We start from the raw sequence: 22,317 nt of genomic DNA, 5'->3' as shown, positions 1-22,317 counted from the left end.
AATCCCCAGGAGGCCGGCAGTGAGCACCGAGCTGCGTCGTCTGCGCAACTACATCGACGGTGAGTTCCGGGACGCCGCCGACGGGCGCACCACCGAGGTGGTCAACCCCGCGACCGGTGAGGCGTACGCGACCGCGCCGCTGTCCGGGCAGGCGGACGTGGACGCGGCGATGGCCGCCGCTGCCGCCGCCTTCCCGGGCTGGCGTGACGTCACCCCCGCGGAGCGGCAGAAGGCCCTCCTGAAGATCGCGGACGCGTTCGAGGAGCGGGCCGAGGAGCTCATCGCGGCCGAGGTGGAGAACACCGGCAAGCCGATCGGGCTCACGCGGTCCGAGGAGATCCCGCCGATGGTCGACCAGATCCGCTTCTTCGCCGGAGCGGCGCGGATGCTGGAGGGGCGGTCGGCCGGTGAGTACATGGAGGGCCTGACCTCCATCGTGCGGCGCGAGCCGGTCGGGGTCTGCGCGCAGGTGGCGCCGTGGAACTACCCGATGATGATGGCCGTATGGAAGTTCGCGCCGGCGATCGCGGCGGGCAACACCGTGGTGCTGAAGCCGTCGGACACGACGCCTGCGTCGACCGTGCTGATCGCGGAGATCATCGGGTCGATCCTGCCGAAGGGTGTCTTCAACGTCATCACCGGTGACCGGGACACCGGGCGCCTGATGGTCGAGCACCCGACGCCGGCGATGGCGTCCATCACGGGATCGGTGCGGGCGGGCATGTCCGTCGCCGAGTCCGCGTCCAGGGACCTGAAGCGGGTGCACCTGGAGCTGGGCGGCAAGGCCCCGGTCGTCGTCTTCGAGGACACCGACATCCCGAAGGCCGTCGAGGACATCTCGGTGGCGGGCTTCTTCAACGCCGGGCAGGACTGTACGGCGGCCACACGCGTCCTGGTGCAGTCCTCGATCCACGACGAGTTCGTCGCGGCGCTGGCGAAGGCCGCCGCCGACACGAAGACCGGACAGCCGGACGACGAGGACGTGCTGTACGGGCCGCTCAACAACCCCAACCAGCTCAAGCAGGTCTCCGGGTTCATCGAGCGGCTGCCCGCGCACGCCAAGGTCGAGTCCGGCGGTCACCAGGTCGGCGAGAAGGGGTACTTCTACGCGCCGACCGTCGTGTCCGGGCTGAAGCAGGACGACGAGATCATCCAGAAGGAGGTCTTCGGGCCGGTCATCACGGTCCAGTCCTTCACGGACGAGGAGCAGGCCGTGTCGTGGGCCAACGGGGTCGAGTACGCGCTCGCCTCCTCGGTGTGGACCAAGGACCACGGCCGCGCGATGCGGATGTCCAAGAAGCTGGACTTCGGGTGTGTGTGGATCAACACGCACATTCCGCTGGTCGCCGAGATGCCCCATGGCGGCTTCAAGAAGTCCGGCTACGGCAAGGACCTCTCGGGCTACGGCTTCGACGACTACACGCGGATCAAGCACGTCATGACGTCGTTGGACGCGTAGTCTCTTCGGCCGCGGGGGTGCGGGGGCGGTCGGTCTGTCGTGCGCGGCCCGCGCCGGGCTACGGCTTGGCCCTGACCAGCCCGGTGTCGTACGCCGTGATCGCGGCCATTCGTCCAGCCGTGTCCGATGGCGACGAGGATCTCGCGTTCGCGGTCGCTGAGGATCCGGAGCCGGGGGTCGCCGGGGGCGGTGGCGTCGGGCGGGGGGCCACGACCGCGTCGCCGGGGGCGACCGCGTGGACGCCGGCGACGGGTCCTCCGGACGGGCGTCCTTGAGCAGGAAGCCGCTGGCTCCTGCCCGCAGCCCTTCGTAGGCGGTCGGCAGCCAGACAGGGACCGCGGTACAACCCGGACCGTGTGTGCCGCCCCGGCGGGGGTATCCGCTTCGCACCGCAACCGTCGAGCAAGCCCCCGGCCGATCGGAAGGAGAGGTACCGCGTGTCCGCGTCCCTCGTGGAAACGGTCGATATCGAGGCTCCCGTCGCTGTCGCATGGGCCCTGTGGAGCGATGTGACCCGGTGGCCGACCTTTCTGAGCCACGTACGCCTGGTGGAGCGGCTGGACGAGCGCCGCTTCGCCTGGCAGCTGCAACTGCCCGGCGCCGACAAGAACTTCGTCGCCGAGCTCACCGAGGTCATTGCCGAGGACCGCATCGCCTGGCACACGGTGGAGGGGGTTCACCACGCGGGCGTGGTCACCTTCCACCGGCTCGGTGACACCACGAGCCGGGTGACGCTGCAGATCGAGTACGACCCCAAGGGGTTCATCGAGCACCTCGGCGCGCTGACCAACCTGGACTCGACGCTCGCCAACTACGACCTGGGCGAGTTCCAGAAGCTGGCAGAGACGGCAGCGGCGTCCTGACCTCGATCCTCCCGCACTTCTCATGTTTTGAACATGTTCAATTCCAGGCGTACGCTGCTGCCGTGAGCGACAGAGCCGCCCAACTCAGGGGCATCCGCGCATGGCTGGTCTTCTTCGTCGTCTGCCTGGTGCTCAGCGGTGCCACCGCCTTCCCGCTGGTCCACGAACTGCGCTGGACCGAGGACGTGCTGCGGCACCTTCCCGCGCCGGACGCCCTGACGGACTGGATCACTCGCGTCCGGCGCGGCCTCGACACCGCCGACTCCGACTACCCCTTCCTCCTCTACGGCACGGACTGGCTGGCGTTCGCCCACCTGGTCATCGCGGTCGCCTTCTACGGCCCCTACCGCGACCCGGTCCGCAACATCTGGGTCGTCGAGTTCGGCATGATCGCCTGCGCCGGGATCGTCCCGCTCGCCCTGATCTGCGGACCGATCCGGGGGATCCCGTTCTGGTGGACCGTGATCGACATGGCGTTCGGGGTGTTCGGGGTGCTCCCGCTGTACGTCGTACGGAGGAGGATCAAGCGGCTGGAGGCACTCACTCCGCACCACCCCACGCCCAACACCTCCGCTGCGCTCACTACTTGAGCGCGGCCGTGATGATCCGGACGACGACGGGGTTCGCGTCCTCGCTCTTCGCGTCGGTGGAGTTGACCGAGTAGACGAGGGTGCGGCTCAGGTCGCGGGTGGCGGCGATCGCCGAGTTGTAGCCGTACCGGCCCCCGGACTTGACCCAGTAGACCTTCCCGTCGGACTCGAAGCGCTGGAGGCCGCCCGCGCTGTAACTCGCGCCGGTGATGCCCGACGGGACCGAGAACACCTCCTTCAGCTGCGGCCGCTCGACGATCCGGCCCCGGAAGAGGTCCGTGAGCAGCCGCTCCAGGTCCGCGGTCGTGGAGATCATGTCCCCGGCCGCGAACCGGTCCGCCTGGTTCCACTCCGTGACGTCCACGAACTCCGTCGTCCCCTCGGCCCTCCGCACCGCCTGGTAGCCCCGGTTGTGCGGGCCGAGGATGCGCGGGTCGGTGCCCGGGAAGTACGTGTCCCGCATCCCGGCCGGCGCCAGCACCAGCCGGGCGGCCTCGGCGGCGTACGACCGCCCGGTCACCCTCTCGATCAGCAGGCCGAGGAACGTGTAGTTGATGTTGAGGTAGTGCTGCTGCCTCCCGGGGCAGAACTCCGGCTCCTTCGCGCCCGCGGACGCGGCGACCCGCTGAGGGGTGAGCGTGTCGAAGCGGTGGGCGTACACCTCCTCGAAGGTGGTGCCGAGACCGTCGCCCGCCGGGATGCCGCTGGTGTGGTTGAGCAGGTGCCGTACGGTGACCGGCCGGAACCGCGCGCCCAGGAGGCCGGGCAAATAGTGCTGGACCGGCGTGTTCAGGTCGATCCGCCGCTCGGCCACCAGGCGCAGTACGGCCGCCGCCGTGACCACCTTCGTCGTCGAACCGGCCCGGAACCGCGCGTCCGGATCGGCGGGCCGCCCGCTCTCCAGGTCGTGCACGCCCGAGCTGCCGCGCCAGCCCCCGCCGGTACCGCCGACCCGGACCAGGGCCGCGGTGGCGTCCGCGTCGGGGAGCCCCGCGAGGGCCGCACGCAGCGCCTTGCCGTCCGGTGCGCAGGCGCTGTGCGCGGTCGCCGACGAGGTCGGCAGGCCGGCGGTCAGGGGCACGGCTAAAGCGCCGGCGAGGATGCTTCTGCGACGAAGGTCACGCACGAGTCGGCTCCTGGGGGTGTGGGATGTGTGTGATCATCCTGCGGTGCTGTCGAGGTGACGGGATCGTCGGTGAGGAGGGCCCGGCCCCTGGTGGAACCCTGAGCAACTCCCGCTGCATTTAGGGGAGTTGTGGGGGAGGCCCCCTAGGGGGCGAAAAAGCGTTATCGCGGAGCCCTTCACTCCGTCTCCACGCACGAAGGGGCACCGGCCGGAGAGGACGACGTGGACACGCGGCAGTGGCGCGACACCATCGCGGCGGCGCAGGACGGCGACCGGCGGGCGCTGGACGAGCTCGTCGAAGGCTGGCTGCCGCTGGTGTACAACATCGTCGGCCGAGCCCTGAACGGCCACGCCGATGTCGACGACGTCGTCCAGGAGACCATGCTGCGGGCCGTCGACAACCTCGGCAGCCTGCGCGACCCGGACAGCTTCCGGTCCTGGCTGGTCGCCATCGCCATGCGGCAGATACGGGACCGGGCCCGCCGCAGGACCCCCGCCCCGCTGGACGAGTCGGCCACGGGCGGAGCCGCCGACTTCGCCGAACTCACCGTCCTGCGGCTCCAGTTGGAAGGGCAGCGGCGCGAGGTTGCGGAGGCGGTGCGCTGGCTCGACGACGAGGACCGGCAACTGCTCTCGCTGTGGTGGCTGGAGGTCGCCGGCGAGCTCACCCGACGGGAACTGGCCGCCGCCGTCGGTATCAGCAGGCAGCACGCCGCGGTACGCGTCCAGCGGATGAAGGAGCGCCTGGAGACCTCCCGGGGCATCGTCCGCGCCCTCGACGGGGCCTGCCCCGACCTGCGCGAACTGGCCGCCCGCTGGAACGGCCGCCCCGACTCGGTCTGGCGCAAGCGGCTGGCCCGGCACATCCGCGGCTGCGGCTACTGCGGAGACACCCGCGAGTCCGTCGTACCGCCGGAGCGGCTGCTCGTCGGGATCGCGCTGGTGCCGGTCCCGGTCGGATTCACCCTCTCGCTGGCCCTCGGCGGCAAGACGGCCGCGGCGGCCACCGCCACGGTCGCGTCCGTCAGCTGGTCCGCCAAGGTGATGAGTGCCCTCACCCAGCCCGTCGTCGCGGCCACCGCGGGGGCGACGATCGTCGCGGGCGGGGCGTACGTCGTCACACAGACGCCGGACGTCCCACCGCCGAGGGTGGCGGTCTCGCCCACGGCGGCGAGCACGCATCGGCCGCCGCCCGTGGTTCACACCCCGTCGGTCTCCCCGTCGCCGTCCCCTTCCCCGTCGGCGACACCCACGAAGACCCTCCTCTACGGCAGCGTCGTCGACGCCGTCGACCGCGCCCCGGACCCCGACACCCCGCCCGCCGCCCTGCCGCACCGGCCCGAGACCGGCGTCACCAGCACCGGCGGCGCGCACGCCGTCATGAACCACCGCGGGGACAGCGTCACGCTCACCGGCAAGGGCTATGTCCTCGTCCGCTGGCAGATCTCGCCGCAATACCGGGCCGGCGGCCTGGTCATGCCGTCCTGGACCGGCCTGAGGGGCGAGCTCTTCCACGTCGCCTCGGGCGGCGGCCGCCGTATGGACGATCCCGTCAGCGCCACCGACAGCACCGCCACCGGCATGGGGAACTCCACCGTCGGCTACACCGTCCTGCCCGCCGGCGCCCAGCAGATGTGGCAGAACGAGTACTTCTACCTCGACGGCAGCGTCACCCTCACGGTCAACGAACGCGGCGCCGACTACGGTCTCAGCGTCTTCCCGTCCAGCTGGGACGCGGCGGAGAAGGACATCACCACCGGCCCCGACCAGGGCGTCAAGCGCTACGGCCTGGTCCGCGACACCGGCGAGGACGACACCCCCGTGCCGCAGTACGTCACCCGCTCGACTCCTGCCGACGCGGCGACCGTCGCTCAGAAGTCCCGGGTGTCGGCCCCGTAGGTCTCCGTCCAACTCCCGTTCGCCTGTGCTCTCAGTGCGCAGAGCACGTCCACCCGGTTCGTCGTGATCGAGTCGACGCCCGCGGCGGCCAGGCGGCGCATCGAGCGGCGGGTGTCGGGGGTCCAGACGGAGATCAGGTAGCCGTCGGTGTGGATGCGGTCGGCGAGGCCGCGGTCGATCAGGCCGAAACGGTAGTTGAGCCAGCGGGGCCGCACCGCGTCCAGGAGGGTGGGACGCGGGGGCGCGAGTGTCGTCCAGGTGAGCGCGATCTCCGCGGACGGGTCGGCCGCGCGTACGGCGAGCATGGCGGTGGCGTCGGCGCAGTAGTAGACGCGGTCCTGGGCTCCGCACTCGCGGACCACGTCGACGACGCGGCGGGCGACCCGTACCTCCCTCGTGCCGGGCAGGTCGAGCATCAGGCGGTGGCCGTCGGTGGCCCGGAGGGCCTCCGCGAGCGTCGGCACCCTGCCGTCCGTCAGCCCTCGTACCTCGTCGGCCGACAGGGCGAGAAGGGGACGGTCGTGCTCCCACAGTCGCTTCAGCGTCTCGTCGTGGAGCAGCACCGGTACGCCGTCCCTGGTGAGCCGTACGTCGATCTCCACCGCGTCCGCGCCCCGGTCGAGCGCGGCACGCAGGGAGTCGATCGTGTTCTCACGGACGTGGTAGGGGTCGCCGCGGTGTGCCACGGCCGTCAGCTTCTGCATGTGCCCATTGTGGTGGGGGCGTTCGCTCAGGGTGCGAGCCAGGTGGCGGTGTAGCTGTCGATCTCGTCCTTGATCCTCGCCTTGCCGGGCTCGTCGAGGAACGACACGTCCACCGCGTTCTTCGCGAGTGCGGCAAGGCCCTGCTCGTCGAGGTTCAGGAGCCGTGCCGCCACCGCGTACTCGCTGTTCAGGTCGGTGCCGAACATCGGGGGGTCGTCGGAGTTGATCGTGACGACGATGCCCGCCTTCACGAACTCCTTGATCGGGTGCTCGTCGAGGGTGCGGACGGCTCGGGTCGCGATGTTGGAGGTGGGGCACACCTCCAGCGGGATGCGGTGGTCCGCGAGGTGGGTGAGGAGCGCCGGGTCCTGGAAGGAGCTCGTGCCGTGGCCGATGCGTTCGGCGCGGAGATGGGTGAGGGCGTCCCACACCGTCTCCGGGCCGGTGGTCTCGCCGGCGTGCGGGACCGAGTGGAGGCCCGCGGCGATCGCGCGGTCGAAGTACGGCTTGAACTGGGGGCGGGGTACGCCGATCTCGGGACCGCCGAGACCGAAGCTCACGAGGCCCTCCGGGCGGAGGCGGTCGTCGGTGGCGAGGCGGGTCGTCTCCTCGGCCGCCTCCAGGCCGGCCTCGCCGGGGATGTCGAAGCACCAGCGCAGTACCGTGCCGAACTCGGACTCCGCCGCCTTGCGGGCGTCCTCTATGGCCTCCATGAACGCGCGCTCGTCGATGCCGCGGCGGGTCGAGGAGAACGGGGTGATCGTGAGCTCGGCGTAGCGGACCTGCTGGCGGGCGAGTTCCCGGGCGACCTCATAGGTGAGGAGCCGTACGTCCTCGGGGGTGCGGATCAGGTCCACGACGCTCAGGTACACGTCGATGAAGTGGGCGAAGTCCGTGAAGGTGAAGTAGTCGACCAGCGCCTCGGGGTCCGTGGGGACCTTGGAGTCGGGGTGGCGGGCGGCCAGTTCGGAGACGATGCGCGGGGAAGCCGATCCGACGTGGTGCACATGGAGTTCGGCCTTGGGCAGGTCGGCGATGAAGGCGTGCAGGTGGTCGGTCGTCGTCATGGGGGCCTCCCCTTGCTGGGCGCCTGGCACGGTGGGGTGTGCGGCGGGCGCGGTGATCGGCTGATCGATGCGGAACATGTTAGGCGGGGGTGCCTCCGGCGGTTGGGCGGAGCGTGGGTTGTCGGGTGGCTGCGGGCCGGTGGGGGCGGGCGTTGTGCGCAGTTCCCCGCGCCCCTGAACGCCTGCGGCGCAGCTGCGGCCCCGGTGGGGGCGGGTGTAGCGCGTGCGGGTGTGTTGGGGGTCGGGGCCGGGGTGGGGGGTGTCCGTCCTCGGTCCGGCGGCTCGGTCCCTTGAGCAGGGCTCGGTGCCGGACGCCGGCCGCTGCGGGCGGACACCACCCACCCCGTCCCCTTCGCGCCGTACGCGGCGACCGGTCCGTCGTGGCGCGGGTGACTGCGCGACCAGCCCCCACCGGGCCGGCAGACGCGCAAAAACCCGGCGCCCAAGCCCGCTCACGCGGCAGTCGCCTCACCATCAAGACCCGGCACTGCCTGCCGTAACATGGCCGCACGAACGACCTAGGGGGACGTGAGCATGACGGACGGAACGCAGTCGAACGGGGACAGTCGGGACCCGTGGGCGCCGCCGGAGAGTGGGCCTTCGCTGGAGAAGAGCCCGTCGCCCGGTGCCGGTCAGCCGCCGTCGCCGCCCGTGCATGATCAGCCCACCGTGACGTCCATGCCGAACGACGGCTACGGCTTTCCGCCTCCCGGAGCCGCAGGACCCGCCCCCACTCCCGGCTACGGGCCCGGACCCGGCATACCCGGCGGGCCCGCCTCCGTGCCGCCCCCGCCCATCGGGCCGGAGGGTCCCGGCGCCCCCGTCGGCTACGGCTACCCCAACTACCCGCAGGGGTACGGCGGTTGGCCCGCCCCGCCGATGCCCCCGCAGAACGGTATGGGTGTCGCGGCGATGGTGCTGGGCATCCTGTCCTGCGCGCTGTTCTGCATGTACGGCATCCTCTCGCTGGTGCTCGGGGTCCTCGCCATCGTCTTCGGGATCAAGGGACGCAAGCGGGCCGAGCGGGGTGAGGCCACCAACCACGGGCAGGCACAGGCCGGATTCATCATGGGGATCATCGGGACGATCCTCGGTGTCGCCGTGATCGTGCTGCTCGCCATCGGCATCACCGCCGCCATCAACTCGGATGACGACTCCGACTACTACGACGGCTCCCTCGCCGTCGTGGCGGCCTCCGCCTCGGTGGCGTAGCGAGCGTCTCGGAAGCAACAGGGGGGATCGCCGGGATTCGGTGGTCCCCTTCAGGCGTTCCTGAGGCGGTGTCTCGCTTCCATCAGCGCGAAGCCCAGGAGGTTCGGGCCTCGCCAGCGCTCCGGGTCGCCCGCCGCCTCGTCGTCCGCCGCCAGGCCGATCCCCCACACCCGGTCCATCGGGCTGGCCTCCACCAGAACCCGGTCGCCGGTGTTCAGGAGGAACTCCCGAAGGTCTGCGTGCGCCGCGAACTTGTGGACGCTGCCCTCGACGACGATCCCGAAGCGCTCGCGGAGCCAGGTCTGCTCGTCGAAACGGCGGACCAGGCGGCCCACGTTCTTGGCCTGAGCCGGAGATCCGGCCGCCAGGACTCGGCGCTCGGCCTCCTGATCTTCGAAAAGGCGCGCCTTGCCCGCCATCATCCAGTGCTCGGCGGTCGCATAGGTCACTCCGTCCACCACGAACGGTGACGGCCACCACTGGCTCAGACAGCTCGCGCCGACTCGGCCGTCCGGTCGCGGGCGGTGTCCCCAGAAGTGCAGATACTTGATCTTCGCTCCGGCCCGGACCTGCTTGACCAGGGCATCCTGCGAATCGATCGTCCCCGTGATCTTCCCCATGCACCCGAGTCTGGCAGCTGCCACTGACACTCCGTCCTTTCTTTTCGAGGACGACTCGACACCTGGTCGACAGATTCCGTCGCGTAACCGAAAGGCAACAACGGAATCACTTGTAGGAGTGTCATTGCTCTGTCAGGATCGGCACTCAAATCGAGCTGGAGCTACGCCACCCACCCGCGGAAGCCGCGGGATGACGGCGGAGGAGAGCGACATGCACAAGCCGGGCAGTGCCACCCCGGACCGGTTCGCGGCCCAGGAGCGGTTCGCCGAAGGCGCGCAGTTCATCGGAGGGCGCCTCACCAAGGGGACCTCCGGTCGTACGCACGCGGTCGTGGATCCCGCGAGTGGGGAAGAGGTCTTCACCTACGAACTGGCGGGCGTCGAAGATGTGGACGCCGCCGTCGCCGCGTCTCGCGCGGCCTTCCCGGGCTGGGCGGCCCTCACTCCCGGTGAGCGGTCCGACGCCCTGCACCGGTTCGCCGCCGAGCTCGCCGAGTGCGCCGAGGACTTCGCCCGGGCGGAGTCGCTCCAGTGCGGGAAGCCGCTGAAGCTGACCCGGGAGTTCGACGTCCCGGGCACGATCGACAACACCGCCTTCTTCGCGGGTGCCGCCCGGCATCTGCAGGGGCAGTCCGCCGGTGAGTACTCCGGTGACCACACGTCGTACGTCAGGCGCGAGCCCATCGGTGTCGTGGGGGCCATCGCCCCCTGGAACTACCCCCTTCAGATGGCCGCCTGGAAGATCCTTCCGGCGATCGCCGCGGGCAACACGATCGTGCTCAAGCCCGCCGAGATCACCCCGCTCACCTCGCTGCTCTTCGCCCAGGCGGCCACCCGGGCGGGCATTCCCGACGGTGTCGTCAACATCGTCACCGGGACCGGGAAGGAGGCCGGAGAGCGTCTGGTCGGACATCCCGACGTGGCCATGACCTCGTTCACCGGGTCGACGGCCGTGGGCAAGCGCGTGGCCGAGATCGCCACCGCCACCGTCAAGCGGCTGCACCTGGAGCTCGGCGGCAAGGCTCCCTTCGTCGTCTTCGACGACGCCGACCTGGAAGCCGCCGTCAACGGTGCCGTCGCGGGCGCGCTCATCAACACCGGGCAGGACTGTACGGCCGCCACACGCGCGTACGTGCAGCGGCCGCTGTACGACGCCTTCGTCGAGAAGACCGCCGCGCTCATGGAGACCGTCCGGCTCGGGGACCCCTTCGCCGCCGGCACCGATCTCGGGCCGCTCATCTCGCACGTCCAGCGGGACCGGGTCGCCGGGTTCGTCGACCGTGCGCGTGCCTACGCGCGCGTGGTGACCGGTGGCGAGGTGCCCGAGGGGGAGCTCGCCAAGGGGGCGTACTACAGGCCCACGCTCGTCGCCGACGCCGCCCAGGACAGCGAGATCGTCCAGTCCGAGATCTTCGGACCCGTCCTCGTGGTCCTGCCGTTCGACACTGATGACGACGGCATCCGACTCGCCAACGACACCCCCTACGGGCTTGCCGCCTCCGCCTGGAGCCGGGACGTCTACCGGGCGAACCGGGCCACCCGTGAGATCAAGGCCGGATGCGTGTGGGTCAACGACCACATCCCGATCATCAGCGAGATGCCCCACGGCGGGTACAAGGCGTCCGGCTTCGGCAAGGACATGTCCTCGTACTCGTTCGAGGAGTACACCCAGATCAAGCACGTCATGTTCGACAACACGGCGGTGGCGGCGAAGGACTGGCACCGCACGATCTTCGGGGACCGATAGCCGAACTCAGGCCGCCCGACCCGCGGCCGCCCACTTTCCCGAAAGGGCACCAGCGCATGGAGCAGTACGAGCCCGACCGCCTGTCCCCGGCCCAAGTGGCCGCCATGCGGCGCAGCTTCCGAAGCGGCCGGGCCGCCATGACCCGGCGGTCCCTGTTGCGTGCCTCCGCGGGCGGCGCGCTCACGGTCGGCGGCCTCGGGGCACTGAGCGCCTGCGGCATCCCCGCGGCCGGCAACACCAAGGGCGGTGTCTCCGCGGAGGACCACTCGGCCAAGGAGAAGGTCGTCCACTTCTCCAACTGGACCGAGTACATCGACGTGGACGAGAGCGAGAAGCACCACCCCACACTCGACCAGTTCAAGAAGCGGACCGGCATCTCGGTGAAGTACACCGAGGACATCAACGACAACGTCGAGTTCTTCGGGAAGATCAAGCCGCAGTTGGCCGCCGGTCAGGACACCGGGCGGGACATCATCGTCCTCACGGACTGGCTCGCGGCCCGGCTGATACGCCTCGGGTGGGTCCAGAAACTGGACGCCTCCAACCTCCCGCACGCGTACGCCAACCTGTCCGCGCAGTTCCGTGACCCGGACTGGGACCCCGGGCGGGCCTACAGCTATGTGTGGCAGGGCATCTCGACCGTCATCGCCTACAACAAGAAGGCCCTCGACGGCGAGGAGGTGAAGTCGGTCTCCGACCTGCTCGACAACGCCAAGCTCAAGGGGCGCGTCGGCTTCCTGTCGGAGATGCGCGACAGCATCGGCATGACCCTGCTCGACATGGGCAAGGACCCGGCGCACTTCACCGCCGACGACTACGACGCGGCCATCGCACGGCTCCAGAAGGCCGTCGACAAGGGGCAGATCCGCCGCTTCACCGGCAACGACTACACCTCCGACCTGACCAGCGGCGACTTCGCGGCCTGTATCGCCTGGGCCGGTGACGTCGTACAGCTGAAGGCGGACAGCCCGGACATCGACTTCATCATCCCGGACAGCGGCTACATGACGTCGACCGACAACATGCTGATCCCCAACAAGGCGCGTCACAAGACGAACGCCGAGCGGCTCATCGACTTCTACTACGAGCCGAAGCCGGCCGCCGAACTCGCCGCGTACATCAACTACGTGACCCCCGTCGACGGTGTGAAGCCCGAGCTGGAGAAGCTCGACCCGGATGCGGCGAACAACCCGCTGATCATCCCCGACAAGGCCATGGCCGCGAAGTCCCACGCCTTCCGCTCCCTGAGCTCGAAGGAAGAGACGGCCTTTGAAGAGAAGTTCGCGAAGCTGACTGGGGCGTGACCACCATGACGAACAAGAACACCGACAGCAGCGGCGACGTCCGTCTCTCCGGCATCAGCAAGACGTACGACAACGGCTTCACCGCCGTACAGCCGCTCGACCTGACCGTCCCCCAGGGCTCCTTCTTCGCTCTGCTCGGCGCCTCCGGCTGCGGCAAGACGACCACCCTGCGCATGATCGCCGGTCTCGAGGAGCCCACGACGGGCACCGTGCACCTCGGCGATCTGGAGGTCACCCGGCTGCCGCCCTACAAGCGTCCGGTGAACACCGTCTTCCAGTCGTACGCCCTCTTCCCGCACCTCGACATCTTCGAGAACGTCGCCTTCGGTCTGCGCCGACGCGGCATCAAGTCGGTGAAGAAGCAGGTCGAGGACATGCTGGAACTCGTGCAGCTGGGGGAGCAGGCCCGCAAGAAGCCGCACCAGCTCTCCGGTGGCCAGCAGCAGCGGGTCGCCGTGGCGCGGGCGCTGATCAACACGCCCAAGGTGCTGCTCCTTGACGAGCCGCTCGGCGCCCTCGACCTCAAGCTGCGCCGCCAGATGCAGCTGGAGCTCAAGCGCATCCAGACCGAGGTCGGCATCACCTTCGTGCACGTCACGCACGACCAGGAGGAGGCCATGACCATGGCCGACACGGTCGCCGTGATGAACGCGGGCCGCGTGGAGCAGCTCGGCTCGCCGACCGACCTGTACGAGAACCCCAACACCACCTTCGTCGCCAACTTCCTCGGCACCTCCAACCTCATCGAGGCCGAGGTCGACTCCAGGAGCGGCGGCGAGATCGTGCTGAAGGCGGGCGGCGGGAAGCTGGTGCTGCCCGAGGCGCGGTACGCCGGGCCCACGACCACGGGCGGCAAGGTGCTGGTCGGCGTCCGGCCGGAGAAGATCTCCCTCACCCACGCCGACGAGGCCGGGGAGATCCCGGAGGGCCGCAACCGGATCACCGGGACGATCGCCGACTCCTCCTTCATCGGCGTCTCCACGCAGTACGTCATCGACAGCCCCGTCTGCCCCGAGTTCGAGGTCTACGCCCAGAACATCGACCGCGACGACCGGCTCGTCCCCGGCGCCGAGGTCGTCCTGCACTGGAACCCGGCCCACACCTTCGGCCTGGACGCGGACCAGGACATCGACGCCGGTATCCAGGAAGAGGCGACGGTCTGATGGCGACGCTCACCGAGGCACCGCCGCCTCTGACCCCGACCGCGCCCGAGAAGAAGCCCCCGCGCAAGAGGGGCCGCTTCACGCCGTACTGGCTGCTGCTGCCCGGCATCCTGTGGCTGCTGGTCTTCTTCGCGCTGCCGATGATCTACCAAGCCTCCACGTCCGTGCAGACGGGCTCCCTGGAGGAGGGCTACAAGGTCACCTGGCACTTCGCGACCTACTGGGACGCCCTGTCCGAGTACTGGCCGCAGTTCCTGCGCTCGATCCTGTACGCCGGTGCCGCGACGGTCCTCTGCCTGGTGCTGGGGTATCCGCTCGCGTATCTCATCGCGTTCCGCGCGGGGCGCTGGCGGAACCTGATCATGATCCTGGTCATCGCGCCGTTCTTCACCAGCTTCCTGATCCGCACCCTCGCCTGGAAGACGATCCTCGCGGACAGCGGCCCGGTGGTGAGCGCGCTCAACACGCTGCACGTCCTGGACGTCACCAACTGGCTGGGCTGGACCGCCGGCGACCGCGTGCTCGCCACACCGCTCGCGGTGGTGTGCGGACTGACGTACAACTTCCTGCCGTTCATGATCCTGCCGCTCTACACCTCACTGGAACGCATCGACGGGCGGCTGCACGAGGCGGCGGGCGACCTGTACGCCAAGCCGATCACCACCTTCCGCAAGGTCACCTTCCCGCTGTCGATGCCGGGCGTGGTCTCCGGAACGCTGCTGACCTTCATCCCGGCGGCCGGCGACTACGTCAACGCGGATCTGCTCGGCTCCACGGACACCCGCATGGTCGGAAACGTCATCCAGACGCAGTTCCTGAGGATTCTGGACTATCCGACGGCCGCGGCCCTCTCCTTCATCCTGATGGCCGCGATTCTCTTCATGGTCACGCTCTACATCCGTAGGTCCGGCACGGAGGATCTGGTTTAAATGGCCTTCGTCAACTGGCTCAAGCGCCATCTCGTCGTCATCGCCGGACTGATCACGCTCGGATATCTGCTGCTGCCGAACGTCGTCGTCACGGTGTTCTCCTTCAACAAACCGAAGGGGCGCTTCAACTACCAGTGGCAGCAGTTCTCCCTGGACGCCTGGAAGGACCCCTGCGGGGTCGCCGACATGTGCGGCTCGCTCTCGATCAGCCTCCAGATCGCGTTCTGGGCGACGATCGGCGCGACCGTCCTCGGCACGATGATCGCCTTCGCGCTGGTCCGCTACCGCTTCCGCGCCCGCGGCGCCGTGAACTCGCTGATCTTCCTGCCCATGGCGATGCCCGAGGTCGTCATGGCGGCCTCGCTGCTCACCCTGTTCCTCAACATGGGCGCACAACTGGGCTTCTGGACGATCCTCATCGCCCACATCATGTTCTGCCTCAGCTTCGTCGTGACGGCGGTCAAGGCGCGCGTGATGTCGATGGACCCGAGGCTGGAGCAGGCGGCGCAGGACCTCTACGCGGGACCGCTCCAGACCTTCCTCCGCGTCACGCTCCCCATCGCGGCCCCTGGAATCGCCGCGGGCGCGCTGCTCGCCTTCGCGCTCTCCTTCGACGATTTCATCATCACCAACTTCAACGCGGGCTCGACCGTCACCTTCCCCATGTTCGTCTGGGGTTCGGCACAGCGCGGAACGCCCGTTCAGATCAATGTCATCGGTACGACCATGTTCCTCGTCGCCGTGCTGCTCGTGCTGGTCTCGATGGTCGTCGGGAATCGTCGTAACAGGCAAAAGGCGTAAGCATGAGCCGTTGGACAAAGGCACTTTCCGAAGTCCGGCCGGTCCCGTACTGGCTGGACGACCCCGGCAGGCCCCGCCCCGAGCCGGCCCTCACCGGCGCCGAGACCTGCGACCTGCTGGTCGTCGGCGGTGGCTACAGCGGGCTGTGGACCGCGCTCAACGCGAAAGAGCGTGACCCGCAGCGGGACGTGGTCCTGCTGGAAGGCCGTGAGGTGGGCTGGGCCGCCTCCGGTCGCAACGGCGGCTTCTGTGCCGCCTCCCTCACCCACGGTCTGCCCAACGGGCTGACCCGCTGGCCGGACGAGATCCACAGGCTCCAGGAGCTGGGCGCCCGCAACCTCGACGAGATCGAGAAGGCGGTCGCCCGGCACGACCTCGACTGCGAGTTCGAGCGCACCGGGGAGATCGACGTGGCGACCGAGGCGTACCAGGCCCGGGAACTGCGCGACTGGTACGAGGAGCTCCAGGAGAAGGGCCTCGCCGACGGAGTCGACTTCCTGGACGCCGACGCGGTGCGGAAGCAGGTGGACTCGCCGACCTTCGAGGCGGGGCTGTGGGACCGCCGGGGCGTGGCCATGGTCAACCCGGCCAAGCTCGTCTGGGGCCTGAAGCGGGCGTGTCTGGGACTCGGTGTCCGGATCTACGAGCACACGCCCGCACTGGACCTGAAGTCGTACGGCGCCGGCATGGCCGTACGCACGCCGTACGGTTCGGTCCGGGCCCGGAAGGTCGCGCTCGGCACGAACATCTTCCCGAGCCTGGTCAAGCGGGTGCGGGCGTACACCGTGCCGGTCTACGACTACGCCCTGATGACCGAGCCGCTGAGCGACGAGCAGATCGAGGCGATCGGCTGGAAGAACCGGCAGGGCCTGGGCGACAGCGCCAACCAGTTCCACTACTTCCGGCTCTCCGCCGACAACCGCATCCTGTGGGGCGGTTACGACGCGGTCTACCAGTACGGCGGCCGGGTGCGGGCCGAGTACGACGACCGGCCGGAGACGTACGCCAGGCTCGCCGGGCACTTCTTCACCTGCTTCCCGCAGCTGGAGGGCGTCCGCTTCACGCACGCGTGGGGCGGCGCGATCGACACCTGCTCGCGGTTCTCCGCGTTCTACGGCACCGCGCACCAGGGCAAGGTGGCGTACGCGGCCGGCTACACGGGTCTCGGCGTCGGTGCGACCCGGTTCGGGGCGGACGTGATGCTGGACCTGCTGGCCGGGGAGAGCACCGAGCGGACCTCGCTGGAGATGGTCCGCAAGAAGCCGCTGCCCTTCCCGCCGGAGCCCTTCGCCTGGACGGGTATCGCCCTGACCAAGTGGTCGCTGGCCCGTGCCGACGCGCACGGCGGGCGGCGCAACCTGTGGCTGCGGACCATGGACAAGCTCGGTCTGGGATTCGACAGCTGAACGGTCGTATGTGATCTGATTCACTCCAACGGGTGGTCATAACCCGCGTAATGCTCGGCAGGAGACCTTCCTCTCTCTCGTGGCGTGATCAACGTCGATGAGAGAAAGGGAGGTCCTGTCATGACTGGGGCGAAGACGGCGGTCGAATGGCTGGCATCCGTCGCACCGGATCCCGAGGCCTGCCGCTGGGAGTGGGAGCGCAACCCCCTCGGGGTCGCGCTGCTTCCGGCCGGCAAGGCCTGGGACGTACTGATTCTGCCGGGCGAACTCGGCTACCCGACGCTCGACGTCCTCACCCGCATCCTCGACCGGCTCGGCCCGGTGCTCGTCGACTTCGGCGACGCGCGGATGGGCTTCTTCGTGCCGCCGGGCACCGCGGCCCGCTGGCTCGGCACCGGTATCCGTACGGCAGGTGCCGGCACCTGGATCGTCGTGCCGTACCCGGGCCGGGTGGCGGGGGGAGGGGTGCGCTGGCTGGTCCCGCCGGACGGCTCCGGCATTCTCGTGGATCCGGCGCTGCTCGAACTGGCGATGCACGAGGCGGCGGCGGGCCTGGCGACGGAGGGCAACGGCTGAACCGACGTACCACCGCGCCGTCGGCGGCCGCCCGTGCGGCCGACGTGGACCGGAGAGTCCTGTGCGCAGTGGGAGTTCGGCGCTGCGGGCGTCCCCGCCGGCAGCGACAACGCCCAGTGTGCCCAGGAGTTCAGCGGCGGCCGAGCCGCGCCAGGAAGAGCCAGAACCCGAGCATCAGGACCGTGCAGAGGCACCAGCTGGCCACCACGTCCAGGGGCCAGTGCCAGCCGCGGCGGACCAGGCCGAAGGAGACACCGAGAACGAGAAGGCCGTAGAGGATGACGAGTGCGCGGCGGGCGCGGGTGGTGCGGAGCCAGGGGAGGACGAGCAGGGTGGCGGCGCCGTAGGCGATGGCGGCCGTGGCGGTGTGGCCCGAGGGGTAGTAGCCGGTACCCGGCGGGACGACGGGGGTGCCCGAGCGGGCGGTGAGCTCCTTGAGGGGGACCACCAGGGCCGGGACCAGTGCCATCAGGACGGCCGCCGCGGTGGGCGGCAGCCACCAGCGGTCTGTACCCATGCGGCGGGCCCGCCGGGCCGACCAGAGGAGGGCCGCGACCAGGACCGGAACCGCGATCTCGACATTGCCCAGGTCCGCGAGGCCCGCCGAGGCGAGGTCAGGGTGGACCAGTGCGCGGCTGACCCGCTCGTCGACGCGCAGAAGCGGCCCGTCCTCGACGACCTGCCAGGTGATCAGGGCGAAGAGGAGGACCGCGCTTCCGAGAAGGAAGATGAGAAAGGCCGGCCGCCCCGGAACAGGGGGGGTGGTTCCGGGGCGGCCGATCGGATCGGATGGTCGGCCGCCCCGGGGGGTTTGGGGCGGGCGACTGTCCGATCGGTGAGGAGATCCGGAGCCGGAAGCTCCAGTTGTGTGCGCGAGGGCACGACCAGGTCGAAGCTGGGGAGGCCCCGGCCTGATGTCGCCCACAGTCCCCTGTGGGCGGGGTGTATCTCTCATCTGGGTAGAACCTACGGCAGGGTGGCGGCGTACGACAGGCAGAATCGCATCCTCACAACCACCTCGCACACCTTCTTCACACCCTCTGCCGTTCGCCACCGCAGCACCGGAATCCCGGGGGATGTCAGCCCTGGGACGGCTGGTGTCGGAAGGTGCGAGTCCGCTTCCGACCTGCTGCGTTTCTCCTCAGATACGGGTGAACGCCTGCTCGATGATGTCGAGGCCCTCGTTGAGCAGGTCCTCGCCGATGACGAGCGGGGGCAGGAAGCGCAGGACGTTGCCGTAGGTGCCACAGGTCAGGACCAGCAGGCCCTCCTGGTGGCAGGCCTTGGCGAGCGCGGCGGTCGCCTCCGGGTTCGGCTCCTTGGTCGTACGGTCCTTGACGAGCTCGATGGCGATCATGGCGCCGCGGCCGCGGATGTCGCCGATGACGTCGAACTTGTCCGCCATGGCGGTGAGACGGGCCTTCATGACCGTCTCGATGTTCTTCGCCCTGGCGTTGAGGTCGAGCTCCTTCATCGTCTCGATCGAGCCGAGCGCGCCCGCGCAGGCCACCGGGTTGCCGCCGTAGGTGCCGCCGAGGCCGCCGGCGTGGGCGGCGTCCATGATCTCGGCGCGGCCGGTGACGGCGGCGAGCGGCAGACCGCCCGCGATGCCCTTCGCCGTGGTGATCAGGTCCGGGACGATGCCCTCGTCCTCGCAGGCGAACCACTGGCCGGTGCGGCAGAAGCCGGACTGGATCTCGTCGGCGACGAAGACGATGCCGTTGTCGGCGGCGAACTTACTGATGGCCGGCAGGAAGCCCTTCGCGGGCTCGATGAAGCCGCCCTCGCCGAGCACCGGCTCGATGATGATCGCGGCGACGTTCTCCGGGCCGACCTGCTTGGTGATCTGGTCGATGGCCTGCGCGGCGGCCTCGGGGCCCGCGTTCTCCGGGCCGGTCGGCCAGCGGTAGCCGTAGGCCACCGGGACACGGTAGACCTCGGGCGCGAACGGGCCGAAGCCGTGCTTGTACGGCATGTTCTTCGCGGTCAGTGCCATGGTGAGGTTGGTGCGGCCGTGGTAGCCGTGGTCGAAGACGACGACGGCCTGCCGCTTGGTGTGTGCGCGAGCGATCTTGACGGCGTTCTCCACAGCCTCGGCGCCGCTGTTGAACAGGGCCGACTTCTTGGCGTGGTCACCCGGGGTGAGCTCGGCGAGGGCCTCGGCGACCTCCACATAGCCCTCGTACGGGGTGACCATGAAACAGGTGTGGGTGAAGTCGGCCAGCTGGGCGGAGGCTCGGCGTACGACGGCCTCGGCGGAGGCGCCGACGGAGGTCACGGCGATGCCCGAACCGAAGTCGATCAGCCGGTTCCCGTCGACGTCCTCGACGATCCCGCCGCCCGCGCGCGCCGTGAAGACGGGCAGCACGGACCCCACACCCTGCGCGACCGCGGCGACCCGGCGGGCCTGCAGCTCCTGCGACTTGGGTCCGGGGATGGCGGTGACGAGGCGGCGCTCCTGCGGCAGTGCGGTCATGAGGGGCTCCTGGGGTGGTGCTGACGCTTACCTTCTTTTCTCGCAGGCTAGGCCGGGGACCGGGCGGTGGGCATGCTCCATGTGGGCGTTGTCAGGAGATCGGGTTGTCCGCGGTGGACATGGCGCCGACCGCGACGCCCGGCCACGTAAGCAGTGAACTCCCTTGGCGGTGGCGTTAGATTGACCGCTGATGGTGGACGGAACGGCTGGTCAGGGAGCAGGGGCGATGGACAGCGACGGGACGCGGGACGCGCGGGGTACGCATGCGAATCCTGTGCCACGGGCACGGTCCGATATGCCGCCGATGCCCTCCCAGGCGCCTGGGAGGCCACCACTGCCGGACAACTCGGCGTTCCTGACGTGGCTGCGGACGCCACGGCCCGAGACGCTGCCCGGGGTGTGGCGGTTCGGACACCGGCCCCGGCCGGAGGCGGAACCGGCACTGATTCCCGGCCGCCAGTTGATCAGTGGCGCGTTGATCGCGTTCCTCGTCGGCTGGCTCGTCTGGTCGCTGCTCCAGAACGGTTATGTCGGCCAATGGTGGTGGGTTCCGCTTCTTCTGATCACTCCTGACTCCTGGCGCGGCCCCGACGGCGCCCTCGGCCGGACGGGCACCGCCCTTCTCTACACGGGTTACAAGGTGCTCGTCGCGTTGATCATCATGGTCGTCGTGGGCAAGCTCGGTCGCTGGGGCGAGGTCTGGCGCCGCTTCGGCCCCCCCGCCTGGCGTGGGGCCGTGCCCGCACAAGAGCCGCCGCCCGCCCCCGAACAGGATCCCGCCGAATGGCCCCAGCTCCGCGCTGCCGGTGCCGTCGACGCCGCCGAGCGGCTCGCCGCCGAGGCCAGGGCCGGGCAGATGCGCGACGTCGACCACGCCCGCATCGCCCGTGCCTGGCAGGGCGTGCGCAGTGGGCGGTTCGGGCTTGGCACGTTCACCGGGGCCGTGCTCCAGGACGGGGCAGCTGCCTGTCTGCACCCCTCCGGGGAGCGGGATCTGCCCACTCGGCTGGCTCGGCACGATCTCCTCACCGGGCAGGTGCGGCTGGGCACGACCGCCGACGACGCCCGTAATCCGTACGCCTATCGGGGGACCGGGCTCGGGCTCGGGCCCGAGCTGCTCGGTACCTCGCTGCTCGCCGTGGGGCCGGCCGGGTCCGGGAAGACCGGGACCGTCATCAGGCCGCTCGCCGAGTCGCTGTGTCTGCACGCCCTCGCCGGACGGGCCGCCGTCGTGGTGATCGGAGCCGCGGGCGCGGGGCTCGGACCGGCCGACGCCTACGACGTCGTCGTACAGATCGGGAATCCGGAGTCGGTGTACGACCTCGACCTGTACGGCGGTACCTCCGATCCGGACGAAGCCGCGGCCGTGCTCGCCGAGGCGCTCGTCGGGGACCTCGCCGAGCCTCATCAGGGGGGCGACACCCGCCGGTCCACCACCGTGCTCGCCCAGCTCCTCGGACCGTTCCGGTCGGTCCACGGCCGCTTCCCCTCCGTACCGGAGCTGCGGCAGCTGCTCGACGGGGCGCCGGGGCCGATGGCCGCGCTGCGCAAGGGGCTCGAGGACTCCCGGCAGGAGTCGCTGCTGCGTGAACTCGACGCGCGGGAGCGGCAGATGGGGAATCCGGGGGATGTGGGGGGCATCCTCGCGGACCGGGTCGCGCTGCTCGACCGGCCCGCCTTCGCGGGGTTCTTCGACACGTCCGGACAGTCGCGGCCGTTCTCGCTGAAGGCCCTCGACCACCCCGTCCGGGTCCGGATCGACCTGCCCCAGCGCGGGCACGCCGACGCCTCGCGGATGCTGGCGCGGCTGGTGCTCGCACAGTTCACGGCGAGCGTCGCGGTGCGGGAGGACAGGTCGCTGTTCGCCTGCCTGGTCATCGACGACGCCACGGGGGTCGTGACGCCCGAAGCCGTACGGGGCGTCCAGCGGCTGCGGTCCGGCAACGCGGGAGTGGTGCTGACGCTGCGGACGCTGGACGACGTACCGCGGCCGCTGCGCGGGCCCCTGCTCGGGGCCACCGGGTGCCGGATGGCGCTGTCCGGGCTCACCCCGTGGGACGGGCAGGACTTCGCCGAGGTGTGGGGCAAGGAGTGGATCGAGGCGCGGGACGTCACCGACCGGCAGATCATCGCCGAGACCCCGGCCGGCAAGGTGCTGCACGCGGTGCGCCGGGTCATCACCGGCAAGGCGCCGACCGCGCGGGCGGTGACCGTGCGGCAGGTCGAGCGGGAGCGGTGGTCCGCGTCCGAGCTCGCGCACGGGGTGCCGCCGGGGCACGCGGTGCTGTCGCTGACCACGGTGAAGGGCGAGCACGCGCCGCCGCTGCTGGTGGACCTGCGGGGATGACGTGAGCTGAGGACCGTACAGTGAGGCA

19 protein-coding genes and 1 pseudogene are annotated in these 22,317 nt (G+C 70.0%); 13 read left to right on the top strand and 7 right to left on the bottom strand.

Annotation, left to right across the window (positions count from 1 at the left end):
- The first annotated feature begins 19 nt into the window (after nt 1-19).
- Nucleotides 20-1,459: a gamma-aminobutyraldehyde dehydrogenase gene (locus RNB18_RS13515; RefSeq protein ID WP_311714362.1), complete on the top strand. Its 1,440-nt coding sequence runs from the start codon at nt 20-22 to the stop codon at nt 1,457-1,459.
- A gap of 104 nt (nt 1,460-1,563) precedes the next feature.
- On the opposite strand, the pseudogene RNB18_RS53670 reads toward RNB18_RS13515, so the two are convergent.
- Nucleotides 1,564-1,774: pseudogene (locus tag RNB18_RS53670) on the bottom strand (DNA-binding response regulator); the annotation flags it as partial.
- 122 nt (nt 1,775-1,896) lie between these two features.
- Between RNB18_RS53670 and RNB18_RS13505 the strand changes: the two are divergent.
- Nucleotides 1,897-2,322 (top strand): SRPBCC family protein, encoded by a 426-nt coding sequence (locus RNB18_RS13505; RefSeq protein ID WP_311714361.1) that lies wholly within the window; start codon nt 1,897-1,899, stop codon nt 2,320-2,322.
- Between the two features lie 62 nt (nt 2,323-2,384).
- Complete coding sequence (locus RNB18_RS13500) at nt 2,385-2,912, top strand: hypothetical protein (protein WP_311714360.1); 528 nt, start codon at nt 2,385-2,387, stop codon at nt 2,910-2,912.
- Here the strand turns inward: RNB18_RS13500 and RNB18_RS13495 are convergent.
- Complete coding sequence (locus RNB18_RS13495; RefSeq protein WP_311714359.1) at nt 2,905-4,038, bottom strand: serine hydrolase domain-containing protein; 1,134 nt, start codon at nt 4,036-4,038, stop codon at nt 2,905-2,907. The genes RNB18_RS13500 and RNB18_RS13495 overlap by 8 nt on opposite strands.
- A gap of 222 nt (nt 4,039-4,260) precedes the next feature.
- Between RNB18_RS13495 and RNB18_RS13490 the strand changes: the two genes are divergently transcribed.
- On the top strand, nt 4,261-5,937 hold the full coding sequence (locus RNB18_RS13490) for an RNA polymerase sigma factor (RefSeq protein ID WP_311714358.1): 1,677 nt from the start codon (nt 4,261-4,263) through the stop codon (nt 5,935-5,937).
- On the opposite strand, the gene RNB18_RS13485 is transcribed toward RNB18_RS13490, so the two are convergent.
- Together RNB18_RS13485 and RNB18_RS13480 are read right to left on the bottom strand one after the other, a co-directional pair.
- Entirely contained in the window at nt 5,910-6,641 is a 732-nt protein-coding gene (locus RNB18_RS13485) for a glycerophosphodiester phosphodiesterase (RefSeq protein WP_311714357.1), read from the bottom strand. The genes RNB18_RS13490 and RNB18_RS13485 overlap by 28 nt on opposite strands.
- A gap of 26 nt (nt 6,642-6,667) precedes the next feature.
- Complete coding sequence (locus RNB18_RS13480) at nt 6,668-7,786, bottom strand: adenosine deaminase (RefSeq protein WP_394817613.1); 1,119 nt, start codon at nt 7,784-7,786, stop codon at nt 6,668-6,670.
- 456 nt (nt 7,787-8,242) lie between these two features.
- Between RNB18_RS13480 and RNB18_RS13475 the strand changes: the two genes are divergently transcribed.
- Nucleotides 8,243-8,920: a DUF4190 domain-containing protein gene (locus RNB18_RS13475; RefSeq protein WP_311714355.1), complete on the top strand. Its 678-nt coding sequence runs from the start codon at nt 8,243-8,245 to the stop codon at nt 8,918-8,920.
- Nucleotides 8,921-8,970: 50 nt separating this feature from the next.
- On the opposite strand, the gene RNB18_RS13470 is transcribed toward RNB18_RS13475, so the two are convergent.
- Nucleotides 8,971-9,540 (bottom strand): NADAR family protein, encoded by a 570-nt coding sequence (locus RNB18_RS13470; protein ID WP_266527664.1) that lies wholly within the window; start codon nt 9,538-9,540, stop codon nt 8,971-8,973.
- 211 nt (nt 9,541-9,751) lie between these two features.
- Between RNB18_RS13470 and RNB18_RS13465 the strand changes: the two genes are divergently transcribed.
- The 7 genes from RNB18_RS13465 (at nt 9,752) to RNB18_RS13435 (ending at nt 17,466) form a co-directional block, all read left to right on the top strand.
- On the top strand, nt 9,752-11,287 hold the full coding sequence (locus tag RNB18_RS13465) for a gamma-aminobutyraldehyde dehydrogenase (RefSeq protein ID WP_311714354.1): 1,536 nt from the start codon (nt 9,752-9,754) through the stop codon (nt 11,285-11,287).
- Nucleotides 11,288-11,343: 56 nt separating this feature from the next.
- Nucleotides 11,344-12,591, top strand: coding sequence for an ABC transporter substrate-binding protein (locus tag RNB18_RS13460; RefSeq protein ID WP_311714353.1), 1,248 nt, complete (start codon nt 11,344-11,346; stop codon nt 12,589-12,591).
- Nucleotides 12,592-12,596: 5 nt separating this feature from the next.
- Complete coding sequence (locus RNB18_RS13455) at nt 12,597-13,754, top strand: ABC transporter ATP-binding protein (protein WP_057616826.1); 1,158 nt, start codon at nt 12,597-12,599, stop codon at nt 13,752-13,754.
- Nucleotides 13,754-14,683, top strand: a complete 930-nt coding sequence (locus RNB18_RS13450) for an ABC transporter permease (RefSeq protein WP_311714352.1) — start codon at nt 13,754-13,756, stop codon at nt 14,681-14,683. The genes RNB18_RS13455 and RNB18_RS13450 overlap by 1 nt, the downstream gene beginning before the upstream one ends.
- Nucleotides 14,684-15,484: an ABC transporter permease gene (locus RNB18_RS13445; protein ID WP_266390439.1), complete on the top strand. Its 801-nt coding sequence runs from the start codon at nt 14,684-14,686 to the stop codon at nt 15,482-15,484.
- A 2-nt stretch (nt 15,485-15,486) separates the two neighbouring features.
- A complete protein-coding gene (locus RNB18_RS13440) occupies nt 15,487-16,890 on the top strand; it encodes an NAD(P)/FAD-dependent oxidoreductase (protein ID WP_311714351.1) in 1,404 nt (467 codons plus the stop codon).
- 120 nt (nt 16,891-17,010) lie between these two features.
- Nucleotides 17,011-17,466: a hypothetical protein gene (locus tag RNB18_RS13435; RefSeq protein WP_311714350.1), complete on the top strand. Its 456-nt coding sequence runs from the start codon at nt 17,011-17,013 to the stop codon at nt 17,464-17,466.
- Between the two features lie 130 nt (nt 17,467-17,596).
- On the opposite strand, the gene RNB18_RS13430 is transcribed toward RNB18_RS13435, so the two are convergent.
- Both RNB18_RS13430 and gabT read right to left on the bottom strand, forming a co-directional pair.
- Nucleotides 17,597-18,391, bottom strand: a complete 795-nt coding sequence (locus RNB18_RS13430; RefSeq protein ID WP_311714757.1) for a phosphatase PAP2 family protein — start codon at nt 18,389-18,391, stop codon at nt 17,597-17,599.
- Between the two features lie 216 nt (nt 18,392-18,607).
- Nucleotides 18,608-19,942 carry a 4-aminobutyrate--2-oxoglutarate transaminase gene (gene gabT / locus RNB18_RS13425; protein WP_311714349.1) on the bottom strand — a complete coding sequence of 445 codons (1,335 nt, stop codon included), beginning with the start codon at nt 19,940-19,942 and terminating at the stop codon, nt 18,608-18,610.
- Nucleotides 19,943-20,168: 226 nt separating this feature from the next.
- Between gabT and RNB18_RS13420 the strand changes: the two genes are divergently transcribed.
- On the top strand, nt 20,169-22,289 hold the full coding sequence (locus tag RNB18_RS13420) for an ATP-binding protein (RefSeq protein ID WP_311714348.1): 2,121 nt from the start codon (nt 20,169-20,171) through the stop codon (nt 22,287-22,289).
- The last annotated feature ends 28 nt before the right edge of the window (nt 22,290-22,317 follow it).

The organism is Streptomyces doebereineriae (genome assembly GCF_031845645.1).
Lineage (GTDB): Bacteria > Actinomycetota > Actinomycetes > Streptomycetales > Streptomycetaceae > Streptomyces > Streptomyces canus.
This window is presented reverse-complemented; position numbering and strand designations above follow the sequence as displayed.

Excerpts from the sequence above, each read along its gene's own strand:
- RNB18_RS13450 (WP_311714352.1), top strand. The coding sequence starts at position 13,754 with ATGGCGACGCTCACCGAGGCACCGCCGCCTCTGACCCCGACCGCGCCC.
- RNB18_RS13480 (WP_394817613.1), bottom strand. The coding sequence starts at position 7,786 with ATGTTCCGCATCGATCAGCCGATCACCGCGCCCGCCGCACACCCCACC.
- RNB18_RS13470 (WP_266527664.1), bottom strand. The coding sequence starts at position 9,540 with ATGGGGAAGATCACGGGGACGATCGATTCGCAGGATGCCCTGGTCAAG.
- RNB18_RS13485 (WP_311714357.1), bottom strand. The coding sequence starts at position 6,641 with ATGCAGAAGCTGACGGCCGTGGCACACCGCGGCGACCCCTACCACGTC.
- RNB18_RS13455 (WP_057616826.1), top strand. The coding sequence starts at position 12,597 with ATGACGAACAAGAACACCGACAGCAGCGGCGACGTCCGTCTCTCCGGC.
- RNB18_RS13465 (WP_311714354.1), top strand. The coding sequence starts at position 9,752 with ATGCACAAGCCGGGCAGTGCCACCCCGGACCGGTTCGCGGCCCAGGAG.
- RNB18_RS13420 (WP_311714348.1), top strand. The coding sequence starts at position 20,169 with ATGGACAGCGACGGGACGCGGGACGCGCGGGGTACGCATGCGAATCCT.
- RNB18_RS13440 (WP_311714351.1), top strand. The coding sequence starts at position 15,487 with ATGAGCCGTTGGACAAAGGCACTTTCCGAAGTCCGGCCGGTCCCGTAC.
- RNB18_RS13445 (WP_266390439.1), top strand. The coding sequence starts at position 14,684 with ATGGCCTTCGTCAACTGGCTCAAGCGCCATCTCGTCGTCATCGCCGGA.
- RNB18_RS13460 (WP_311714353.1), top strand. The coding sequence starts at position 11,344 with ATGGAGCAGTACGAGCCCGACCGCCTGTCCCCGGCCCAAGTGGCCGCC.
- gabT (WP_311714349.1), bottom strand. The coding sequence starts at position 19,942 with ATGACCGCACTGCCGCAGGAGCGCCGCCTCGTCACCGCCATCCCCGGA.
- RNB18_RS13475 (WP_311714355.1), top strand. The coding sequence starts at position 8,243 with ATGACGGACGGAACGCAGTCGAACGGGGACAGTCGGGACCCGTGGGCG.
- RNB18_RS13435 (WP_311714350.1), top strand. The coding sequence starts at position 17,011 with ATGACTGGGGCGAAGACGGCGGTCGAATGGCTGGCATCCGTCGCACCG.